This is a genomic window from Pseudomonas sp. BF-B-30, from assembly GCF_019956305.1.
GTDB lineage: Bacteria > Pseudomonadota > Gammaproteobacteria > Pseudomonadales > Pseudomonadaceae > Aquipseudomonas > Aquipseudomonas jessenii.
Genome location: NZ_JAHBDG010000014.1, coordinates 38,514 through 59,312, shown reverse-complemented (window position 1 = coordinate 59,312; position 20,799 = coordinate 38,514). Strand labels below are relative to the sequence as shown.

Below are 20,799 nucleotides of genomic sequence, written 5' to 3'. Positions count from 1 at the left end.
GCGTCTCGCCACAAGTTGAATCTTCAGGTACTGAGATAGCGTCCGATCAACGCGATCCCGCTGGCCAGCACCAGCCACGTCACCAGGCGCACAAACGCCTCGCGGGACAAGCGCATGGTCAGCCGTCGACCGAACCACAGCCCCAGCACCATCGCCGGCAACAGACAAACCGCCAACACCAGCAACGGCAAATCGGCATACACACCGGCGATTGCAAACAGGCTCAAACGCACCACCGTACTGCAACTGATCAGCGCACTCTGGGTGGCCCGGGCCGCCTCCTTGGGCAACCGGCTGTTCAAATAGATCGCATAGAGAAAACCGCCGCTGCCAAACAACGCGCCAAACATTCCGCCCACCGTCCCCATCGGCAGCGCCCACGCGGCGGACAACTGCGCCGGACGGACCTTTATCCACAGGCTGTAAATTGCATAGGCGCTGATAAACAGCCCCATCAGCAGCAACAACAGGTCGGATTTCAGGTTCAGCAGGAATATCACGCCGAGGGTGCAGCCCACCGCCATGCACGGCAGCAACCGCAACAGCTCCGGCCTCGCCACATCTCGCCGTGACGGCAGCAGATTGCCGAATGCCGCGACAAAATCGAGCAGCACCAGCAACGGCACAATCTTCGACAGTGGCATGAACAGAATCAGAATCGGCCCCGCCACCAGCGCGGTGCCGAAACCGGCGATGCCGAACACGATGTAGGCCAGGGCGATGCCCGCACCGATTACCAGCCAGTCCAGCGGGCCAAAGGGCCATTGGTTCAACAACTCAAGCACTGTAAATCTCCTGTCATCCTTGAATGCTCCCTACGACTTTACCTCCTGTGGGAGCGGGCTTGCTCGCGAAAGCGACCTTCCATTCGGCATTGACCTGGCTGACACACCGCCTTCGCGAGCAAGCCCGCTCCCACAAGGGATTTATGCCGAGTCATGGAGATTATTCATCGAATGCCTTTAAACTGCGCCCCATGATTAAAGATCCCTTTGCAAGACTCGGCCTGGACCGCGAAGTCCTGACCGTCAGCCAGCTCAACGGCCGCGCGCGGGTGTTGCTTGAAGACGTGTTCAGCAACATCTGGGTCGAAGGCGAAATCTCCAACCTCGCCCGCCCGGCTTCCGGCCACGTGTATTTCACCCTCAAGGACAGCGGCGCCCAAGTGCGTTGCGCGTTGTTCCGGCAGAACGCGGCACGGGTTCGCCAGGCCTTGAAAGACGGCCTGGCGGTCAAGGTGCGTGGCAAGGTCTCGCTGTTCGAGGGACGCGGTGATTATCAGCTGATCCTCGACACCGTGGAGCCGGCTGGCGATGGCGCCTTGCGCCTGGCGTTCGATGCACTCAAGGAAAAGCTCAGCGCCGAAGGCCTGTTCAGTGCCGAGCGCAAGGTGCCGTTGCCGGCGCATCCGCAACGCATCGGCATCATCAGTTCGCCCACTGGGGCGGTGATCCGCGACATCATCAGCGTGTTCCGCCGTCGTGCACCGCAGGTGCAATTGACCCTGATCCCTACCGCCGTACAGGGCCGCGAAGCCACAGCGCAGATTGTCCGCGCCCTGAAACTGGCCGATGCCCGCGGTTTCGACGCGCTGATCCTGGCCCGGGGCGGTGGCTCGCTGGAAGATCTCTGGTGCTTCAACGAAGAAGCCGTGGCCCGCGCCGTAGACGCTTGCGTGACGCCGATTGTCAGCGCGGTCGGCCATGAAACCGACGTGTCGATCAGCGACTTCGTGGCCGACGTACGCGCGCCCACCCCTTCCGCTGCCGCCGAATTGCTGGCACCGGACTCCAGCGACCTGATGCGTCGGGTCGAAAGCCTGCACCGACGGCTGGTGATGCGCATGCGTGACCGCTTGATGCGCGACCGCCTGCGCCTGGAAGGTGTTTCCCGACGTCTGCGCCATCCCGGCGAGCGCCTGCGCCAGCAAGCGCAACGCCTGGATGACCTGGACATGCGCATGCGCCGCGCGTTCGAGCGCAGCCTCAACACCCGCCGCGAACGCTTGATCCGCCTGGAAACCCGTCTGGCTGCACAACATCCGGGCCGGCAACTGGCAATGCTTCGCCAGCGCCTCGACAGCCTGGCCGAACGCCTGCCGCGCGCGATCCGCGAAGGGCTGAAAAACCGTCGCCTGCAGTTGCACAGCCAGATGCAGACACTGCATGTGGTCAGCCCGCTGGCGACCCTCGGCCGTGGTTACAGCATCTTGCTGGACGAGCGTGGCAACGCCATCCGCAGCGCCGCACAAACCCATACCGGCCAGCGCCTGAAGGCCAAACTGGGCGAAGGCGAACTGCAAGTACGGGTCGAAGACAATCACCTGACGCCCGTCACCCTTTCTTTACTGGATTGATCCATGCCGCGTTTCTTTGCTCCGTTGCTGTTGCTGCTCCTGACCTTCAACGCCCATGCCGACAGCTACATTACTCGCCAGTTGAACAAACCGGTGCCGGGAGGCGTTGCGGTGGTGGACCTTGGCACGTCCGCCCAGGCGCCAAAAGCCACTTATCAAGGCAAACCGGTGCTGGTAGTGAAGGAACAGAACAACTGGCTGGCCATTGTCGGCCTGCCGCTGACGGTCAAGCCGGGGGTTCAATCGGTCAGCAGCGGCGGCCGTAATCTGAATTTTACGGTTGGCAACAAGAAATACCCGGAACAGCGCATCACCCTGAAGAACACCCAACAGGTCAATCCGGACCCGGAAAATCTCAAGCGCATCGAGCGTGAACTGGCTGAGCAGATTACTGCCTACCGCACGTTCAGCCCCAACACCCCGAGCAACCTGCTGCTGGACAAACCAGTGAACGGGCCGCTGTCGAGCAAGTTCGGCGTGCGGCGCTTTTTCAACGGTGAAGAACGCAACCCCCACTCAGGCCTGGACTTCGCCGTACCCGGCGGTACGCCAATCAAGACCCCGGCCGCCGGCAAGGTGATCCTGATCGGTAACTATTTCTTCAATGGCAACACGGTGTTCGTCGACCATGGCCAGGGGTTTATCAGCATGTTCTGCCACATGTCGAAAATCGACGTGAAGGTGGGGCAGCCACTGGCCCGTGGTGACGTGGTCGGCAAAGTCGGTGCGACCGGCCGCGCGACCGGACCGCACATGCACTGGAACATCAGCCTGAACGATGCGCGGGTCGATCCGGCTATCTTCATTGGTGCGTTTCAGCCCTAGCTTTTTGTTGAAGCTGATGGCCTCATCGCGAGCAAGCTCGCTCCCACAGGGTTTGCGCTGTACCTGTGGGAGCGAGCTTGCTCGCGATGGCAATATCACAGACACCGAAAGCAGTCCGGAAGTGTCACATCATCAATTGCGCACCACTCAAACCTCGCGCAAACAACAAAACAATCACTGCCAATCACAGCAATAAAATCTCGATAAATACCCGCCCACGAGTATTCCTCTCAATTTTTTTCGACTGCTTGCCATCTTTCCCCCCCAAGGTTAGGGTTGAAGGCATGAAAACCTCTCACACCCTCATTCAGCTCCGCCAACACCGCAGCCTGTGCCTCGTCAGTGCACGACTGCCGGGCTGAATCGTGGTGCCTCGTCCCAAGCGTTAGTCCAAGAACTTTTGATCCACCGGCAGGCCGCCTTTTTTCGGCCAACACAATAAGGATTTCCTGATGAGCATGCTCAAAGACCCGTCTTCGAAATACCGCGCGTTCCCGACCATCGACATTCCGGACCGCACCTGGCCGTCGAAAACCATCACCGCCGCGCCGATCTGGTGCAGCTCCGACCTGCGCGACGGCAACCAGTCGCTGATCGAACCGATGGACGCCGTCAAGAAGCTGCGTTTCTGGAAAACCCTGGTGCAGGTCGGCGTGAAGGAAATCGAAGCGTCGTTCCCGGCCGCCTCGCAAACCGACTTCGACTTCGTCCGCACCCTGATCGAAGGCAACCACATCCCGGACGACACCACCATCCAGGTGCTGACCCAGGGCCGTGAAGACCTGATCGAGCGCACCTTCGAATCCCTGCGCGGCGCGAAGAAAGCCATCGTTCACCTGTACAACGCGACCTCCCCTTCCTTCCGCCGCATTGTCTTCAACCAGGACAAGGACGGGGTCAAGGCCATCGCCGTGAACGCCGCCAAGCTGTTCGTCAAATACGCGGCCATGCAGCCGGATACCGAGTGGACCTTCGAATACTCGCCGGAAACCTTCAGCGCCACCGAAATGGAGTTCGCCAAGGAAGTCTGCGACGCGGTGATCGAAGTCTGGAACCCGACGCCCGAGCACAAGATGATTCTCAACCTGCCGGCCACGGTGGAATGCGCGACGCCGAATATCTATGCCGACCAGATCGAATGGTTTGGCCGTCACATCAACCGTCGTGACAGCGTGATCATCAGCCTGCACACCCACAACGACCGTGGCACCGGCGTTGCCGCCACCGAACTGGGCCTGATGGCTGGCGCCGACCGTGTCGAAGGCTGCCTGTTCGGCAACGGCGAGCGTACCGGTAACGTCGACCTCGTGACCGTGGCGTTGAACCTCTACACCCAGGGCGTGAACCCTGAGCTGGACTTCTCCGACATCGACGGCGTACGCAAAGTCGTCGAAGAGTGCAACCAGATCCAGGTGCACCCGCGTCACCCGTACGTCGGCGACCTGGTGCATACCGCGTTCTCCGGCTCGCACCAGGATGCGATCCGCAAGGGCTTTGCCCAGCAGAAACCGGACGCACTGTGGGAAGTACCGTACCTGCCGATCGACCCGGCCGACATCGGCCGCAGCTACGAAGCGGTCATCCGCGTCAACAGCCAGTCGGGCAAGGGCGGTATCGCCTACCTGCTGGAACAGGAATACGGCATCAGCCTGCCGCGTCGCATGCAGATCGAGTTCAGCCAGGTCGTGCAGCGTGAAACCGACCGCCTGGGCCTGGAAATGACCGCCCAGCAGATCCACGCATTGCTGCACAGCGAGTACTTGCAGGCCAACACCCCGTACGCGCTGGTCAGCCATCGCCTGCAGGAAGAAAACGGTCACAGCGCCGTCGAAGTGGAAGTGGCCAGCCAAGGCCAGGGCGAGACTAACCTGCACTGGCGCGGCAAAGGCAACGGCGCCCTGGAGGCCCTGGTGGCCGGCTTGCCGGTACCGGTGGAAATCATGGATTACAACGAGCACGCCATCGGCGCTGGCACCAATGCCAAGGCTGCGGCCTACATTGAACTGCGTGTGAACGGCGAACGCGCGGTGCATGGCGTCGGCATCGACGAAAACATCACCACCGCCAGCTTCAAGGCCCTGTTCAGCGCACTGAACCGTTCGCTGAGCCAGCCGGAAGCGAAAGCGGCGTAAGCTGTCAGCCGAAAAGCAAAAGGCCCCGGGGTGTGAACCTCGGGGCCTTTTTGTTTGCCTGCAGATTTTTGTGGTGCCCGTCCCGGCCCCTTCGCGAGCAAGCCCGCTCCCACAGGGGACCGCATTCCAAATGTGGGAGCGGGCTTGCTCGCGAAGGGGCCAGATCAGGCAGCGAAAAAAATCAGGTGAACTCGAAGGTATCGGCATCCAGATTCGCCGGAAACCGCGTGCGATACGCCGCCAGCTCCGCCGCATCCAGCACCACCTTGAACACCCCGTCAGCCTCTCCGGCACTGAGCAGCGTCTCGCCCTGGAAATCCAGGACCTGGCTGTCACCGGTATACGCAAAACCTTTGCCATCCGTGCCAATACGGTTCACCGCCGCCACATAGCACAGGTTCTCGATCGCCCGCGCCGGCAGCAAGCGGTTCCAGTGCTGGCGCCGCGCACCGGGCCAGTTCGCGGTGTACAGCAGCAGGTCGGTGTCCTGGGCGTCACGGCTCCACGCCGGGAAGCGCAGGTCGTAGCAAATCAACGGCCGTACGCGCCAGCCCTTGAGCTCGAACTGCACCTGGCGCTCACCGGGGGTGTAGTGGTTATGCTCACCGGCCATGCGGAACAGATGACGCTTGTCGTAATGCCACACCTCGCCATCCGGGCGGGCCCACAACAGACGATTGCGATGACTGCCGTCGGCGGCCTGGACGATCACGCTACCGGTGATCACCGCATCAAGCCTCAAAGCCTGAGCCTGCAGCCATTTGCTGGTAGGCCCGTTTTCCGCTTCGGCGAGGGCTTCCGACTCCATGGAAAAACCGGTGGTGAACATCTCCGGCAGAATGATCAGGTCGGCGCCGCGAGCCTGCTCCAGCAACGGCTCGAAATGCTCAAGGTTGGCCTGGCGGTCGTGCCAGGCCAGGGACGTCTGGATCAGCGCAACGGTCAGTTTCGGCAATGCACTCAGATCACGCATAGTTTTTCCGCCGCTTCACGCAGGGTCTCCTCACGCTTGGCAAAGCACAGCCGCACCAGGCGCTGGCCGACCGGTGGCGTCTGGTAGAACACCGAGATCGGGATACTGGCCACGCCGTGCTCGCGAGTCATCCACAGGGCCATCTCGACGTCATTGAGGTCCGGGCGGATCTGCGAGTAATCGACCAACTGGAAATAGGTGCCGGTCACCCGGGTGAAACTGAAACGCGACGGCGCCAGCAGATCGCAGAACAGATCACGCTTGGCCTGATAGAAAGCAGGCAGCTCTTCGACGTGCTCGGGATGCTCGGCCATAAAATCGGCCAAGGCATATTGCAGCGGCGTCACACCACAGAAATTGACGTACTGGTGCACCTTGCGCAATTCCGCCGTCAGGGCCGGCGGTGCGATCACATAACCGGTTTTCCAGCCGGTGACGTGGTAGGTCTTGCCGAACGAACTGACGACGAATGCACGCTGATACAACTCCTCATGGGCCAGCACGCTAACGTGAGGCACGCCGTCATACACCAGGTGCTCGTAGACTTCGTCGCTGATCACATAGATATCGCGATCACGGATTAACGTCGCCAACTGGTCGAGTTCGTCACGGCTGATCAACGCACCGCTAGGGTTGTGCGGGGTGTTGAGAATGATCATCCGCGTGCGCGGGCTCAGTGCCTGAGCAAGCTTTTCGAAGTCGATACTGAAATCGTTCAGGCCCAGTTGCACATGCACGCAACGGCCGCCTGCCAGCTCCACCGAAGGTTCGTAGCTGTCGTATGCCGGGTCAAACACAATGACTTCGTCACCGCTGTGGATAACCGCCTGAATGGCACAGAAAATCGCCTCGGTCGCACCGGGGGTAACCGTCACTTCAGTATCCACATCCACCTGCACGCCATAACTGCGGGCGATCTTCGCCGCGATCTGCTGACGCAACACCGGCAGCCCGGTCATTGGCGAATACTGGTTATGGCCGCTGGCGATATGCCGGCCGACCGCATCGCACAGGGCCTGCGGGGCCGCGAAATCGGGAAAGCCCTGGGACAGATTGAGCGCGCCGGTCTGAGCCGCGAGCTGAGACATCTGAGTGAAGATAGTGATGCCGACATTCGGCAGCTTGCTGGTGATCATCGGTGGTTCCCTGCTCTACACCCGGCTCTACGGCGGCGCGGGGGAATCCGAGGATAGCCCAAACGGCAGGCATGAAAAAGGGCGCCATTGGCGCCCTTTCCATCCCACGGGAAAAACCTCGATCAGCGCTTGTCGCGACGCTTCTTGTCGGCCTTCTTGTGGTGCGACATCAAGCGACGCTTCTTGTTGACCTGACGGTCGGTGAGCGTGTTCTTGTTGCCTTCGTACGGGTTCTCGCCACCCTTGAACTCGATGCGGATCGGCGTACCGACCAGCTTCAGCACACGGCGGTAGGTGTTTTCCAGGTAACGCACGTAGGACTTCGGCACCTTCTCGATCTGGTTGCCGTGGATCACGATGATCGGCGGGTTCGCGCCACCAAGGTGAGCATAACGCAGCTTGATCCGGCGGCTGTTGACCATCGGCGGCTGGTGCTCGCTGACCGCGTCTTCCAGGATCTGGGTCAGGCGGCTGGTCGGCCAACGGGTAACCGCGGACTTGAACGAGTTCTGTACCGACGCGTAGAGGTTGCCCACGCCGGTGCCGTGCAGTGCCGAGATAAAGTGAATATCGGCAAACTCGACGAAAAACAGACGACGCTGCAACTCGATCTTGACGAAGTCGCGCTCGCTCGGCGTCATGCCGTCCCACTTGTTGATCGCGATGACCAATGCACGACCGGCCTCAAGGGCAAAGCCCAGCAGGTTGAGGTCGTGATCCACCACGCCTTCGCGGGCGTCCATCACGAAGATCACCACGTTGGCGTCTTTGATCGCTTGCAGGGTTTTGACCACGGAGAACTTTTCGACTTCTTCGTGGATCTTGCCGCGCTTGCGCACACCGGCGGTGTCGATCAGCGTGTACTTCTCGTCGTTACGCTCGAACGGGATGTAGATACTGTCGCGGGTGGTGCCGGGTTGGTCGTAGACGATTACCCGGTCTTCCCCGAGCATGCGGTTGACCAGGGTCGACTTGCCGACGTTCGGACGGCCGATGATGGCGATCTTGATCCCGTCTTTTTCGCTTGGGCCAGGAATGCGCTTGGCTTCCTCGCCTTCGGCTACATCTTCTTCCTCGCCTTCTTCCAGCTCGTCTTCGTCTTTCGGGAAGTCACTCAGTGCGATTTCCAGCAACTGGGTGATACCACGGCCGTGGGCACCGGCGATCGGGATCGCGTGGCCCATGCCCAACGGGGCGAATTCGGCGCGGGCCATTTCCGGGTCGATGTTGTCGACCTTGTTGGCCACCACATGGGAACGCTTGTTACGTTTGCGCAAATGCTCGGCGATCATCTGGTCGGCGGCGGTGAAGCCGGCCTTGGCATCTACCAGGAACAGAACGACATCCGCTTCTTCAATGGCCAGCAGCGACTGCTCGGCCATTTTTTCGTCCATACCGTGCTCGTCACCGGAGATACCGCCGGTGTCGATCAGAATGTAGGAACGCCCTTGCCACTTGGCCTCACCGTACTGGCGATCACGGGTCAGACCGGACAAGTCGCCGACGATGGCGTCACGAGTCCTGGTCAGGCGGTTGAACAAGGTGGACTTGCCGACGTTCGGTCGGCCCACCAGGGCGATTACGGGAACCATGCGGCTCTCCACTTCGTTATTTCAGAAAATACAAAAGCCGCTGCGAGGCAGCGGCTGGTGCTCGGGGCAATCACCGTGTGTTTTTTTGCAGGAGCGAGCTTGCTCGCGAAAAACGCAAAGACACCGCGTTTATCCAGATTGCCAACGTAATCGTTGACGTCCATCGCGAGCAAGCTCGCTCCTACACTCTTACAAACGGTGAAGCAGCCTGGGGGGTTAACCCCAAGCATAGTCAAACCTTTACTTAATGGTCAGGGCTTCCAGTTTGCCGCTGTTGCCATATACATAAATCGTGTCACCCACCACCAGCGGACGGGCACGCAGGCCGTCGCTGTCGATGCGCTCGCGGCCGACGAAACGACCGTCCACCTGACTCAGCAGGTGCAGGTAACCTTCCAGGTCACCGACTGCAACGTAGCTGGAGAACACTTCCGGAGCCGACAGTTGACGGCGGGCCAGCGAGTCGTTGCTCCACAAGGCTGTGGTGGAACGCTCGTCGACGCCTTCAACGGTGCCCGAAGACAGGGTCACATAAACGGTACCGAAACCCTGGGCGACACCGGCATAGCTGGAAGCATCACGCTGCCAGAGCTGACGGCCGCTTTGCAGGTCCAGAGCAGCAACGCGCCCCTGATAGCTGGCGACATACAGCGTCTCGCCCGACAGCAGCAAGCCACCGTCGATGTCGACCACGCGCTCCAGCTCCGAACGACCTTGCGGAATCGCTACGCGCTGTTCCCACACCGGTACGCCGTTGGAGATGTCCACGGCAACCACTTTACCGGTCGACAGGCCAGCCACCGCGAGGCGGTTGGTCACGATCGGCGCACTGGTGCCACGCAGGGTCAGTACCGCAGGCGTGCTGTCATAGATCCAGCGACGGTCACCGGTGGAGGCATCCAGGCCGATCAGACGATCGTCCTGGGTCTGAACCACCACGACGTCACCGTTGTTGGCTGGCGGCGCCAGTACTTCGCTGGACACGCGAGCGCGCCACTTTTCTTCACCGTTGATCGCGTCCAGGGCAACGATTTCACCCTTGATCGTACCAATGGTGACCAGACCGTAACCTACGCCAACGGCGCCGGAGACAGGCAGCTCGAGGTCTTTCTTCCATTTGACGTCGCCGGTGTTACGGTCCATCGCCATCAACACGCCAGTGACGTCGGCGGCATAGATGGTATCGCCATCGATGGCCGGAACCAGCATGTTGTAGGTTTCGCCCTGACCGTCACCGATCGAACGACTCCACTGCTTGTGCAGAACCACTTCTTCCTTGAAGTCGACCAGTTCGGCCGGAGGCAGTTCTTTTTTGCTGTTGCTGCTGCAACCCGCGGCCAAAATGGCCAGGGCCAGCAATGCTGCATGTTTCCAACGAATCACGTCACGCATCCCCTTTGGCCAGGTCGTCCAGCTTGATTTGCAGGCCACCGACCGCCGCTTCATCCGACAGTGCCGCCTTGGCTTTTTGATACGCCGCGCTCGCCTCGTCGGTACGACCCAGCTGCACCAGCAGGTCACCCTTGAGCTCTTCGCGAGTGGCCAGGAATGCCTTGTCGGCATCGCCTTCGAGCAGCTTCAGTGCTTCGTCGGCCTTGTTCTGCGCGCCGAGTACCTGGGCCAGACGCTGACGGGCGATTTCGCCCAGCGCCGGGTTGGCCGGTTTGGCGACAATGGCCTTGAGCTCGGTGACCGCGTCGTCCAGCTTGCCGCTGTCGACCGCTACCTTGGCCACGAACAGGCTGCCGTACTGCGCATAGGCGCTGCCGCCGAACTCGCTGTTGAGCTTGCCGGCCAGGTCCGAAACACGGGCCGCATCAGGCTTGCCGTCAGGCGTCAGCGTGGTTTCGAGCAATTGCTGATAGAGAATCGAGGCGCCTTGCGACTGATTGCTCTGATACTTCTGGAACGCCTGCCAGCCGAACACGATGACCAGCGCCAACAGGCCGCCAGTGACCAGGGGCTTACCGTTGCGTGACCACCATTCCTTCAATTCCATCAAATGTTCGTCTTCGGTACTCGACACCCCAATACTCCTTAATCGCTAATTCGGCTGTTTAGACAGCTTCAACCCTGCACGACGCAGGTGGCCAGGTGTGCTGCAAGCGCATCCCAGGCAATGCTTTGTTGTTCGCCCTGGCCACGCAGGGGTTTGAAACCTACCACTTGCTGGGCCATTTCGTCGTCACCGAGGATCAGCGCGTACAGCGCGCCGCTCTTGTCGGCCTTCTTGAACTGGCTTTTGAAACTGCCGGCGCCGGCATTCACTTGCAGGCGCAGGTTGGGCAACTGGTCACGCACGCGCTCTGCCAGGGTCAGGCCGGCCAGTTCGGCGGCTTCACCGAAGGCGCAGAGGTAGACGTCGACCTGACGGGAGATCTCTTGCGGGATCTGCTCCAGGGTTTCGAGCAACAGCACCAGGCGTTCGATGCCCATGGCAAAGCCAACGCCGGCGGTCGGCTTGCCGCCCATCTGCTCCACCAGACCGTCGTAGCGGCCACCGGCACACACGGTGCCCTGGGCGCCAAGTTTGTCGGTGACCCATTCGAAAACGGTCTTGCTGTAGTAGTCCAGCCCGCGAACCAGCTTCGGGTTGATCACATAAGGAATGCCGGCGGCGTCCAGACGAGCCTTGAGGCCCTCGAAATGCACGCGGGATTCTTCGTCGAGGTAGTCGGCCATTTTCGGCGCATCGACCAGAATCGCCTGCGTCTCGGCGTTCTTGGTGTCCAGGACCCGCAACGGGTTGGTCTTCAGGCGGCGCTGGCTGTCTTCGTCCAGCTTGTCCAGATGCCGGGACAGGAACTCGACCAGTGCTTCGCGATAACGACCGCGAGACTCGCTGGTGCCCAGGCTGTTGAGCTCAAGCTTGACCGCATCGCGGATGCCCAGCTCGCCCCACAGGCGCCAGGTCAGCACGATCAACTCGGCGTCGATGTCCGGACCGTCGAGGTTGAACACTTCGACACCGATCTGGTGGAACTGGCGATAACGGCCTTTTTGCGGGCGTTCGTGGCGGAACATCGGACCGATGTACCAGAGTTTCTGAACCTGGCCGCCGCCGGTGATGCCGTGTTCCAGCACCGCGCGCACACAGGCCGCCGTGCCTTCAGGACGCAGGGTCAGGGAGTCGCCGTTGCGGTCGTCGAAGGTGTACATCTCTTTTTCGACGATGTCGGTCACTTCACCGATGGAACGCTTGAACAGTTCGGTGAACTCGACGATCGGCATGCGGATCTGCTTGTAACCGTAGTTATCCAGCAGGCGCGAAACGGTGCCTTCGAAATGACGCCACAGGGGAGTCTGTTCGGGCAGGATGTCGTTCATGCCACGAATGGCTTGCAGAGACTTGCTCACTTAAATTCCTTAATTCGTTCGGCTCTTTTTAGCCAGGCTTAGCCGCGCGCAATAACGGCAGCGTCAGCTTCGACCTTTTCGGCCGCTTTCTGGCGGATCAAGCGCTCAAGCTCATCCACCAGATTGTCATTCGTCAGCTTCTGCGACGGCTTGCCGTCGATGTAAATCAGGTTCGGCGTGCCGCCGGTCAAGCCGATATGGGCTTCCTTGGCTTCGCCCGGGCCATTGACCACGCAACCGATCACCGCGACATCCAGCGGCACCAGCAAATCCTCGAGGCGCCCTTCCAGCTCGTTCATGGTCTTGACCACATCGAAGTTCTGCCGCGAGCAGCTCGGGCAGGCGATGAAGTTGATGCCACGGGAACGCAGGTGCAGGGATTTGAGAATGTCGTAGCCGACTTTCACTTCCTCGACCGGGTCGGCCGCCAACGAGATGCGGATAGTATCGCCAATCCCTTCGGCGAGCAGCATACCGAGGCCCACGGCAGATTTCACCGTGCCGGAACGCAATCCACCGGCTTCGGTGATGCCCAGGTGCAGCGGCTGGACGATTTCCTTGGCCAGCAAGCGGTAGGCTTCGACGGCCATGAACACATCGGAGGCTTTCACGCTGACCTTGAAGTCCTGGAAGTTCAGGCGCTCAAGGTGCTCGACGTGGCGCAAGGCAGACTCGACCAGCGCTGCCGGGGTCGGCTCGCCGTATTTCTTTTGCAGGTCTTTTTCCAGGGAACCGGCGTTCACGCCGATACGGATCGGGATCCCGCGGTCACGGGCGGCATCCACCACCGCACGCACGCGGTCTTCGCGACCGATGTTGCCCGGGTTGATCCGCAGGCAATCGACACCCAGTTCGGCTACGCGCAAAGCGATCCGGTAGTCGAAGTGAATGTCGGCAACCAAGGGTACTTTGACCAGCTGCTTGATCTTGCCGAAGGCTTCGGCGGCGTCCATGTCCGGTACGGAGACCCGCACGATATCGACGCCGGCCGCTTCCAGGCGATTGATCTGCGCGACGGTGGCCGCAACATCGTTGGTGTCGCTGTTGGTCATGCTCTGCACAGCGATAGGCGCATCGCCGCCAACAGGCACGTTACCGACCCAGATTTTGCGGGATTCGCGACGTTTGATTGGAGATTCGCCGTGCATGACTTATTGACCCAACTTCAGGCGAGCAGTCTCGCCACTGGTGAACGGAGCGACATCAACCGGCTGGCCGTTGTAGCTGACCTGAGCGCCACGGGCAAAGCCCAGACGCACGGCAAACGGTGGTTTGCCATTGACCGCCAGGCTGTCGCCTTTGCGTTTGAGACCGCTGAACAGCACCTTGCCGTTACCGTCGGTCACTTGTGTCCAGCAATCGGAGGTGAACTGCACCTGAACCTGGCCTTGACCAGCCACCGGCGCGGCTGCCGCTGGAGCCGGAGCCACAGGGGCTACCGGTGCAGTCGCCACCGGGGCCGGGACGGCAGGAGCTGCCGGAGCCGGAGCTGCCGGGGTCACCGGCGCTGCGACAACGGGCGCGGTGTGCGCGGGTGCGGCTGGCGTGGTCGGCGCTACCGGGGCGGCTGGCGCAGTCGCCTGAGCCTGCTCTGGTGCTTCAGCCGGAGCGTCGGCCTGTGGCAGCGCGAGGGCGGTTACGCCTTCGCTCTGACCTTCTACGACGGCCTGGTCTTCCGGCTCGTCCAGCGGGTGAATCTGTGTCGTACCGTCGGCGCCTTCGACTTCTACGTGCTCTGGTGCCAGACCGATCAGGTCCTTGGTGCGCATCGAGGTCTGATCCTGCCACCAGACGAAACCGCCACCGATCACCGCGACCAGCAACAGCAGGCTGACGATTCGCAAAATGGTGTGGGAAACCCGGACCGGCTCTTCAATACGGCCCAGGCTGTGAACATTGCTGCCCTGGGAGTCGGTACCGGTGGATTGATCGAATTGCTGGACCAGAACGGCCTGGTCCATGCCGAGCAACTTGGCATAGGCGCGAATGTAACCACGGGCAAAAGTATGCCCGGGCAGCTTGTCGAAGGCGCCGGCTTCCAGATTGCTCAGGGAAGTGGTGGTGAGGTTGAGCTTGAGGGCCACTTCGGCCAGCGACCAGCCATTGCTTTCGCGGGCCTGGCGCAAAGTCTCACCGGGGTTTACGCGATTCGCTGCTACAACTTCGGGATGCGCCGCTTTCATCATTGCTCCGACAGGTATTGCTGATATTCCGGCGTACCGGGATAGAGTCTTTTTAGTTGCAGGCCTGCACTTGCGGCCTTGTCGCGGTCTTCGAACACTTTTGCCAGCCGAATGCCGAGCAATAGACTACGTGCATTTTGCTCGGAGAGCTGGCTAAAACGGTCGTAATAGTCACGCGCAGGCACATAATGCCTGTCTTCGTAAGACAACTCAGCCATTTCCAGCAATGCACGTGGTTGTTGGCGGTTCAGGCGCAGGGCTTTTTCCAGTTGCTGCCGGGCCAGATCGCGCTGACCGAGCATCGCTGCGGTCATGCCCAGGTTCTCGAACACCCGCGAACGCTCAGGATACAGGGTATCGGCAGCGGCCTGCTCAAAGCGCTCGTAGGCTTCGTTGTAACGCTTCTGCTCGAACAGGAAACTGCCGTAGTTATTGAGGATTCGTGCATCGCCGGGACGGGAAGCCAGCGCCTTGCGAAAATGCTCGTCGGCAAGTTCCGGTTCCATCTCGGCCTGGAACACCAGCCCCAGCGCCGCGTTGGCATCAGGGTCGGAGCCATCCAGCTCCAATGCTTTCTTCAACGGAACCTTGGCGCGCTCGGTCATGCCTTGTTGCAAATACCCGATACCGAGTTGCACATAGGCCTCACGCGCTTCATCACGGCCCTTGCTGGTCTTCATCGGGTTGTAATCACCCGAAAGCACGCAGCCAGCACACAGGCTGGCCAACAGCAACAGCAGCGCAAAGCGCAGGGACATAGAGATCCTCTCTTGGTTATTTCGCGGCGTCTTGCGCTACATCGTTGTCGGCGTTGAGTTCACGCACGGCGATATAACGTTCGCTGCGACGGGTGCGATCCAGCACCTGCCCTACCAGTTGACCACAGGCCGCATCGATGTCTTCACCACGGGTGGTGCGGACGGTGACGTTGAAACCGGCATGATGAAGCTGATCCTGGAAACGACGAATGGCGTTGTTGCTCGGGCGCTCGTAACCGGAGTGCGGGAACGGGTTGAACGGGATCAGATTGATCTTGCACGGGATGTTCTTGAGCAGCTCGATCATCTCCACGGCGTGCTCGACCTTGTCGTTGATATCTTTGAGCAAGGTGTACTCGATGGTCAGCACGCGCTTTTCGCCGAGATTCGACATGTAGCGCTGGCACGACTCGAGGAGCATCTTAAGCGGATACTTCTTGTTGATCGGCACCAATTGGTTACGCAATGCGTCATTCGGTGCGTGCAGGGACAACGCCAGGGAGACGTCGATGTGCTTGGAGAGCTCATCGATCATCGGCACCACGCCGGAGGTCGACAGGGTCACACGGCGCTTGGAAATGCCGTAGCCCAGGTCGTCCATCATCAAATGCATGGCCGCGACGACGTTGTCGAAGTTCAGCAGCGGCTCACCCATGCCCATCATCACCACGTTGGTGATGGCACGGTCGACGGTTGCCGGGACGCTGCCAAAGGATTTGTTGGCAATCCACACCTGCCCGATGACTTCGGCGGCGGTGAGGTTGCTGTTGAAGCCTTGCTTGCCGGTGGAGCAGAAACTGCAATCCAGGGCACAGCCTGCCTGGGACGAAACGCACAAGGTGCCGCGCTTGCCCTGGGGAATGTAAACGGTCTCGACGCAGCTGCCGGACGCCACGCGCACCACCCACTTGCGGGTGCCGTCGCTGGAGATGTCCTCGCTGACCACTTCCGGACCACGGACCTCGGCAACAGTCTTGAGCTTTTCGCGCAAGGCCTTGCTGACGTTCGTCATGGCATCGAAATCATCGACACCAAAGTGGTGAATCCATTTCATTACCTGACCGGCACGGAAACGCTTCTCCCCGATTGAGTCGAAGAATTTTTCCATTTCCAGCTGGGTCAGACCCAGCAGGTTAGTTTTTACAGTCGATGTAGTCATGGATTCACCTTCACTCTTAAGCCAATGCTTAGCGAGTGGTTACTTCAGTAGCTGCGAAGAAGTACGAGATTTCGCGAGCGGCAGCGGCTTCGGAGTCCGAACCGTGTACGGCGTTGGCGTCGATGGAATCAGCGAAGTCAGCACGGATGGTGCCGGCAGCAGCTTCTTTAGGGTTGGTAGCGCCCATCAGCTCACGGTTCAGAGCGATAGCGTTTTCGCCTTCCAGAACCTGAACGACAACCGGACCGGAGATCATGAAAGCAACCAGGTCGTTGAAGAAACCACGAGCGCTGTGCTCAGCGTAGAAGCCTTCAGCTTCGGCTTTGGACAGTTGCTTCAGTTTCGAAGCTACAACGCGCAGGCCAGCTTTTTCGAAACGAGTGGTGATCTCGCCGATAACGTTTTTAGCAACGGCGTCAGGCTTGATGATGGAGAAAGTACGTTGAACAGCCATGGTGTAACTCCAGAAACGGTAATTTACGAAAAATTAAACCCGCGAATTATACGCGGGTTCTCGGGTATTGCCTAACCTGCTCGACAGACTCAGTCTGCCTCTTCGATCCAGGCGGCCTGAATGGCTTCAAGCACTTTCTCGCCGCCGCGGGTCGGATCATCGCTGAACTCCGGCAATGCCAGCACCCATTGGTGCAGATCGACGAAGTTCACGTAACGCGGGTCCACCTCAGGCTTGCTTTCAGCCAACTGGATCGCGATTTCCAGTACATCAACCCATTTCAGACTCATTTCAGATCCTTGAATCAGTGCGGTGCTTCGGCCGCATGGTTGAGCGAATACTTCGGAATCTCGACGGTCAGGTCTTCGGTACCGACCTTGGCCTGGCACCCCAGACGGGACTCGCGCTCAAGACCCCAAGCCTTATCAAGGTAGTCCTCTTCCAGCTCGTCAGCCTCTTCCAGCGAGTCAAAACCCTCGCGGATGATGCAGTGGCAAGTGGTGCAGGCACAAACGCCACCACAGGCACTTTCCATCTCGATGTGGTGCTCGTGGGCCAGTTCGAGGATGGAAATACCCGTCTCAGCCTCAACAACCATGCCTTCGGGGCAAAACTTCTCGTGTGGCAGAAAAATGACCTGCGGCATCGTTATTCCTCAATCTCATTCAGGTTGCGCCCCGCCAGCGCGGCTTTCACCGTCGAGTCCAGGCGGCGGGCAGCAAAGGCGTCGGTCACTTGCGACAGACGCTTGGTCTGCTGCTCGATGGCGTAACCATCGGTACCTTTCATCAGTTCGGTCAGTTCCTGCACCTGCAGGTCGATGACCATGCGCTCGTCGGCGTCGAGCAGTCGGTCGCCGTCGGCCTCCAGGGCAGCCTGCACCGCTTCGATCAGGCGCTGGGCATCGACCTGCTGCTCACGCAGTACGCGGGCAACCTTGTCATCGTTGGCGTGCTGGAACGAATCCTTGAGCATCTTGGCGATTTCGCCGTCGGTCAGACCGTAGGACGGCTTGACCTGGATGCTGGCTTCGACGCCCGAACCCAGTTCGCGGGCGGACACACTGAGCAAGCCATCGGCATCGACCTGGAAGGTCACGCGAATCTTCGCTGCGCCGGCCACCATCGCTGGAATGCCACGCAATTCAAAGCGCGCCAGGGAGCGGCAATCGCTGATCAGCTCGCGCTCGCCCTGCAATACGTGGATGGCCATGGCCGACTGGCCGTCTTTGTAAGTAGTGAAGTCCTGGGCACGAGCGACGGGGATGGTGGTGTTGCGTGGAATCACCTTCTCCATCAGGCCACCCATGGTTTCCAACCCCAGGGACAACGGAATCACGTCGAGCAGCAGCAGTTCATCGCCATCGCGCTTGTTGCCGGCCAGGGTATCGGCCTGGATCGCGGCACCGATGGCCACCACTTGATCCGGATCGATTTCAGTCAGCGGCTGGCGACCGAAGGCTTCGGCGACAGCTTCACGAACGCGAGGCACGCGAGTCGAACCACCGACCATGACCACGGCATGCACGTCTTCCAGCTCGACACCGGAATCACGCACCGCGCGGCGGCAGGCCTTCAGGCTTCGCGCGACCATCGGCTCGATCAACGCATCAAAGGCTTCACGGGTCAGTTCGGCTTTCCAGGCGCCATGCGCCACTTCGACCGACGAGGCACTGGTCAGCGCTTCTTTGGCGGCACAGGATGTCTGCAGCAGTTGACGCTGCGCGCCCGGATCAAGGTCGGCCGACAAACCGGCGCCCTCAATGATCCAGCCAGCAATCGCGTGGTCGAAGTCATCGCCACCCAGGGCGCTGTCGCCGCCGGTGGCCAACACTTCGAAGACACCGCCGGTCAGGCGCAGAATCGAAATATCGAAGGTGCCGCCGCCCAGGTCGTAAATCGCGACCAGGCCTTCGGCGTGCTGGTCCAGACCGTAAGCCACGGCTGCCGCGGTCGGCTCATTGAGCAAGCGCAACACGTTCAGACCGGCCAGCTTGGCCGCGTCCTTGGTGGCTTGACGCTGAGCGTCGTCGAAATAGGCCGGAACGGTGATCACCGCACCCACCAGCTCACCGCCCAGGGTCGCTTCAGCACGCTGACGCAGGACCTTGAGGATGTCGGCGGAGACTTCCACCGGGCTTTTCGGGCCCTGGATCGTCTCGATGAACGGCATGTGCGATTCGCCACCGACAAAGCGGTACGGCAGTTGATCGCCCAATTGCTTGACGTCGGACAGACCACGACCCATCAAGCGCTTGACCGACAGCACGGTGTTCAAAGGATCGGTGGCGGCGGCCAGCTTGGCGGATTCGCCAACTTCGACGCGATCGGCGTGGTAGCGCACGGCAGACGGCAGGATGACCCGCCCTTCTGCGTCAGCCAGAGGCTCGGAAAGTCCACTGCGCAATGCAGCGACCAGCGAATTGGTTGTGCCCAAGTCGATCCCCACAGCCAGACGACGCTGGTGCGGTTGAGGACTTTGGCCGGGTTCGGCGATCTGCAGTAGGGCCATCGTTATCAGGACTTATCTGTATATCAGGCGTGCGACCGGAGCGGCACTGGGTTAATCGTCGAGGCGCTCTTCTAACTGGCGCACTTCGTAGGTGAGCTTGTCGAGGAACTGCATGCGCCGCATCAGGCGTTCGGCCCGTTCACGGTGCGCGGCATCGTTCCAGCAAGCTGCGAAGCTTTGGTTCAGTTCATCCTGGGCAGCCTTGAGCCGGCGCTTGAAGACGGCAACGCCATTCAGGTCGGCGCTGTCCTGCAGGTCTTCGAGCTCTTCGCGCAGCTCCATCTGCTGCAGCAGAAACTCCGGATCATGCACCGTGACCTCCAGCGGCAGCTCGCCACCATTCAAGGCGAGCAGGTAACGCGCGCGCTTGGGTGGACTCTTGAGCGTCTGGTAGGCCTCGTTGAGGCTCGCGGATTGTTCCAGCGCCAACCGCTGCTCGCGCTCGGAAGCGTCAGCAAAGCGGTCCGGATGAACGCCGCGCGCCAACTCACGGTAGCGCGTAGCCAGCTGATCGAGGTCCAGATCGAAACTCGGTTGCAGCTCAAATAAAGCGAAATGACAAGGAGTACCCACGACAAGCCTCAGATGTTGAAGCTTTCGCCGCAGCCACATTCACCGCGTACGTTGGGGTTGTTGAACTTGAAGCCTTCGTTCAACCCTTCCTTGACGAAATCGAGCTCGGTGCCGTCCAGGTAGGCCAGGCTCTTCGGGTCGATGATCACTTTCTCGCCGTGACTCTCGAACACCTGGTCCTCTGCAACCACCTCGTCGACAAACTCCAGCACGTAGGCAAGGCCGGAACAGCCTGTGGTGCGAACACCCAGACGAATCCCTTCACCTTTGCCGCGCCCGTCGAGGGAGCGCCGCACGTGTCGAGCAGCCGCTTCTGTCATGCTGATAGCCATCGGTGACTCCTTACTCGTCGCCAAAACTCGAAAATCAGATCAAGCCTTTCTTCTGCTTGTAGTCGCGAACAGCCGCCTTGATGGCATCTTCAGCGAGTACCGAGCAGTGGATTTTCACTGGCGGCAGGGCCAGTTCTTCAGCCAGCTGGGTATTCTTGATGGTTTCCGCTTCATCCAGGGTCTTGCCCTTCATCCACTCGGTGGCGAGGGAGCTGGAAGCGATAGCCGAACCGCAGCCGTAAGTCTTGAACTTGGCATCTTCGATGATGCCGGCTTCGTTGACCTTGATCTGCAGGCGCATCACGTCGCCGCACGCCGGAGCGCCGACCATGCCGGTGCCGACATCAGGATCTTCCGCGTCCATCTTGCCGACGTTGCGCGGGTTTTCGTAGTGGTCGATGACCTTTTCGCTGTAAGCCATGATTCTCAATCCTCACTCATCAGGGCCGCTCTTGAGA

22 protein-coding genes are annotated in these 20,799 nt (G+C 60.4%); 3 read left to right on the top strand and 19 right to left on the bottom strand.

All coding sequences use genetic code 11. From position 1 onward, the window contains the following. Positions 1-23 precede the first annotated feature (23 nt). Positions 24-785, bottom strand: coding sequence for a sulfite exporter TauE/SafE family protein (locus tag KGB29_RS09890; RefSeq protein ID WP_150813629.1), 762 nt, complete (start codon positions 783-785; stop codon positions 24-26). Between the two features lie 191 nt (positions 786-976). Between KGB29_RS09890 and xseA the strand changes: the two genes are divergently transcribed. The 3 genes from xseA to leuA all read left to right on the top strand — a co-directional run bounded on the left by xseA (position 977) and on the right by leuA (position 5,313). Next, positions 977-2,356, top strand: a complete 1,380-nt coding sequence (gene xseA / locus KGB29_RS09885) for an exodeoxyribonuclease VII large subunit (protein ID WP_150813628.1) — start codon at positions 977-979, stop codon at positions 2,354-2,356. 3 nt (positions 2,357-2,359) lie between these two features. After that, positions 2,360-3,181, top strand: coding sequence for a peptidoglycan DD-metalloendopeptidase family protein (locus KGB29_RS09880; protein ID WP_102670186.1), 822 nt, complete (start codon positions 2,360-2,362; stop codon positions 3,179-3,181). Positions 3,182-3,633: 452 nt separating this feature from the next. Then, the gene (leuA, locus tag KGB29_RS09875; RefSeq protein WP_057716291.1) at positions 3,634-5,313 is read left to right on the top strand and encodes a 2-isopropylmalate synthase; all 1,680 of its coding nucleotides are present in this window, start codon (positions 3,634-3,636) and stop codon (positions 5,311-5,313) included. A gap of 181 nt (positions 5,314-5,494) precedes the next feature. Here the strand turns inward: leuA and KGB29_RS09870 are convergent, their stop codons facing one another. From KGB29_RS09870 to iscU, 18 genes are all read right to left on the bottom strand, one after another. Then, complete coding sequence (locus tag KGB29_RS09870) at positions 5,495-6,286, bottom strand: amidohydrolase (RefSeq protein ID WP_150813627.1); 792 nt, start codon at positions 6,284-6,286, stop codon at positions 5,495-5,497. Next, positions 6,274-7,422 carry a pyridoxal phosphate-dependent aminotransferase gene (locus KGB29_RS09865; RefSeq protein ID WP_150813626.1) on the bottom strand — a complete coding sequence of 383 codons (1,149 nt, stop codon included), beginning with the start codon at positions 7,420-7,422 and terminating at the stop codon, positions 6,274-6,276. Before KGB29_RS09865 ends, KGB29_RS09870 begins: the two co-directional genes overlap by 13 nt. 122 nt (positions 7,423-7,544) lie before the next feature. After that, the gene (der, locus tag KGB29_RS09860; protein ID WP_057716294.1) at positions 7,545-9,014 is read right to left on the bottom strand and encodes a ribosome biogenesis GTPase Der; all 1,470 of its coding nucleotides are present in this window, start codon (positions 9,012-9,014) and stop codon (positions 7,545-7,547) included. Then, positions 9,002-9,178, bottom strand: coding sequence for a hypothetical protein (locus KGB29_RS09855; protein ID WP_157858934.1), 177 nt, complete (start codon positions 9,176-9,178; stop codon positions 9,002-9,004). The genes der and KGB29_RS09855 overlap by 13 nt, the downstream gene beginning before the upstream one ends. 76 nt (positions 9,179-9,254) lie before the next feature. Continuing rightward, positions 9,255-10,406 carry an outer membrane protein assembly factor BamB gene (gene bamB, locus KGB29_RS09850; protein ID WP_057716296.1) on the bottom strand — a complete coding sequence of 384 codons (1,152 nt, stop codon included), beginning with the start codon at positions 10,404-10,406 and terminating at the stop codon, positions 9,255-9,257. After that, positions 10,399-11,040: a tetratricopeptide repeat protein gene (locus KGB29_RS09845; RefSeq protein ID WP_057716297.1), complete on the bottom strand. Its 642-nt coding sequence runs from the start codon at positions 11,038-11,040 to the stop codon at positions 10,399-10,401. The genes bamB and KGB29_RS09845 overlap by 8 nt, the downstream gene beginning before the upstream one ends. Before the next feature lie 41 nt (positions 11,041-11,081). Beyond that, positions 11,082-12,371: a histidine--tRNA ligase gene (hisS, locus tag KGB29_RS09840; protein WP_008053247.1), complete on the bottom strand. Its 1,290-nt coding sequence runs from the start codon at positions 12,369-12,371 to the stop codon at positions 11,082-11,084. A gap of 38 nt (positions 12,372-12,409) precedes the next feature. Then, on the bottom strand, positions 12,410-13,519 hold the full coding sequence (gene ispG, locus KGB29_RS09835) for a flavodoxin-dependent (E)-4-hydroxy-3-methylbut-2-enyl-diphosphate synthase (RefSeq protein WP_003185136.1): 1,110 nt from the start codon (positions 13,517-13,519) through the stop codon (positions 12,410-12,412). Positions 13,520-13,522: 3 nt separating this feature from the next. Then, entirely contained in the window at positions 13,523-14,554 is a 1,032-nt protein-coding gene (locus KGB29_RS09830) for a helix-turn-helix domain-containing protein (protein WP_223473586.1), read from the bottom strand. Continuing rightward, positions 14,554-15,312 carry a type IV pilus biogenesis/stability protein PilW gene (gene pilW, locus KGB29_RS09825; protein ID WP_154947367.1) on the bottom strand — a complete coding sequence of 253 codons (759 nt, stop codon included), beginning with the start codon at positions 15,310-15,312 and terminating at the stop codon, positions 14,554-14,556. Before pilW ends, KGB29_RS09830 begins: the two co-directional genes overlap by 1 nt. Positions 15,313-15,328: 16 nt before the next feature. Beyond that, entirely contained in the window at positions 15,329-16,471 is a 1,143-nt protein-coding gene (gene rlmN, locus KGB29_RS09820; protein WP_150813624.1) for a 23S rRNA (adenine(2503)-C(2))-methyltransferase RlmN, read from the bottom strand. A gap of 28 nt (positions 16,472-16,499) precedes the next feature. After that, complete coding sequence (gene ndk / locus KGB29_RS09815) at positions 16,500-16,925, bottom strand: nucleoside-diphosphate kinase (RefSeq protein ID WP_007903599.1); 426 nt, start codon at positions 16,923-16,925, stop codon at positions 16,500-16,502. Between the two features lie 89 nt (positions 16,926-17,014). Continuing rightward, a complete protein-coding gene (gene iscX, locus KGB29_RS09810; protein ID WP_008070969.1) occupies positions 17,015-17,215 on the bottom strand; it encodes a Fe-S cluster assembly protein IscX in 201 nt (66 codons plus the stop codon). Between the two features lie 14 nt (positions 17,216-17,229). Further along, a complete protein-coding gene (gene fdx, locus KGB29_RS09805; protein WP_007998670.1) occupies positions 17,230-17,571 on the bottom strand; it encodes an ISC system 2Fe-2S type ferredoxin in 342 nt (113 codons plus the stop codon). Between the two features lie 2 nt (positions 17,572-17,573). Beyond that, positions 17,574-19,436: a Fe-S protein assembly chaperone HscA gene (gene hscA, locus KGB29_RS09800; RefSeq protein WP_154947366.1), complete on the bottom strand. Its 1,863-nt coding sequence runs from the start codon at positions 19,434-19,436 to the stop codon at positions 17,574-17,576. Between the two features lie 51 nt (positions 19,437-19,487). Continuing rightward, the gene (gene hscB, locus KGB29_RS09795) at positions 19,488-20,009 is read right to left on the bottom strand and encodes a co-chaperone HscB (protein ID WP_057716302.1); all 522 of its coding nucleotides are present in this window, start codon (positions 20,007-20,009) and stop codon (positions 19,488-19,490) included. A gap of 8 nt (positions 20,010-20,017) precedes the next feature. Next, the gene (gene iscA / locus KGB29_RS09790) at positions 20,018-20,341 is read right to left on the bottom strand and encodes an iron-sulfur cluster assembly protein IscA (protein WP_003227904.1); all 324 of its coding nucleotides are present in this window, start codon (positions 20,339-20,341) and stop codon (positions 20,018-20,020) included. Positions 20,342-20,375: 34 nt separating this feature from the next. Beyond that, positions 20,376-20,762 carry a Fe-S cluster assembly scaffold IscU gene (iscU, locus tag KGB29_RS09785; protein WP_028620148.1) on the bottom strand — a complete coding sequence of 129 codons (387 nt, stop codon included), beginning with the start codon at positions 20,760-20,762 and terminating at the stop codon, positions 20,376-20,378. Between the last annotated feature and the right edge of the window lie 37 nt (positions 20,763-20,799).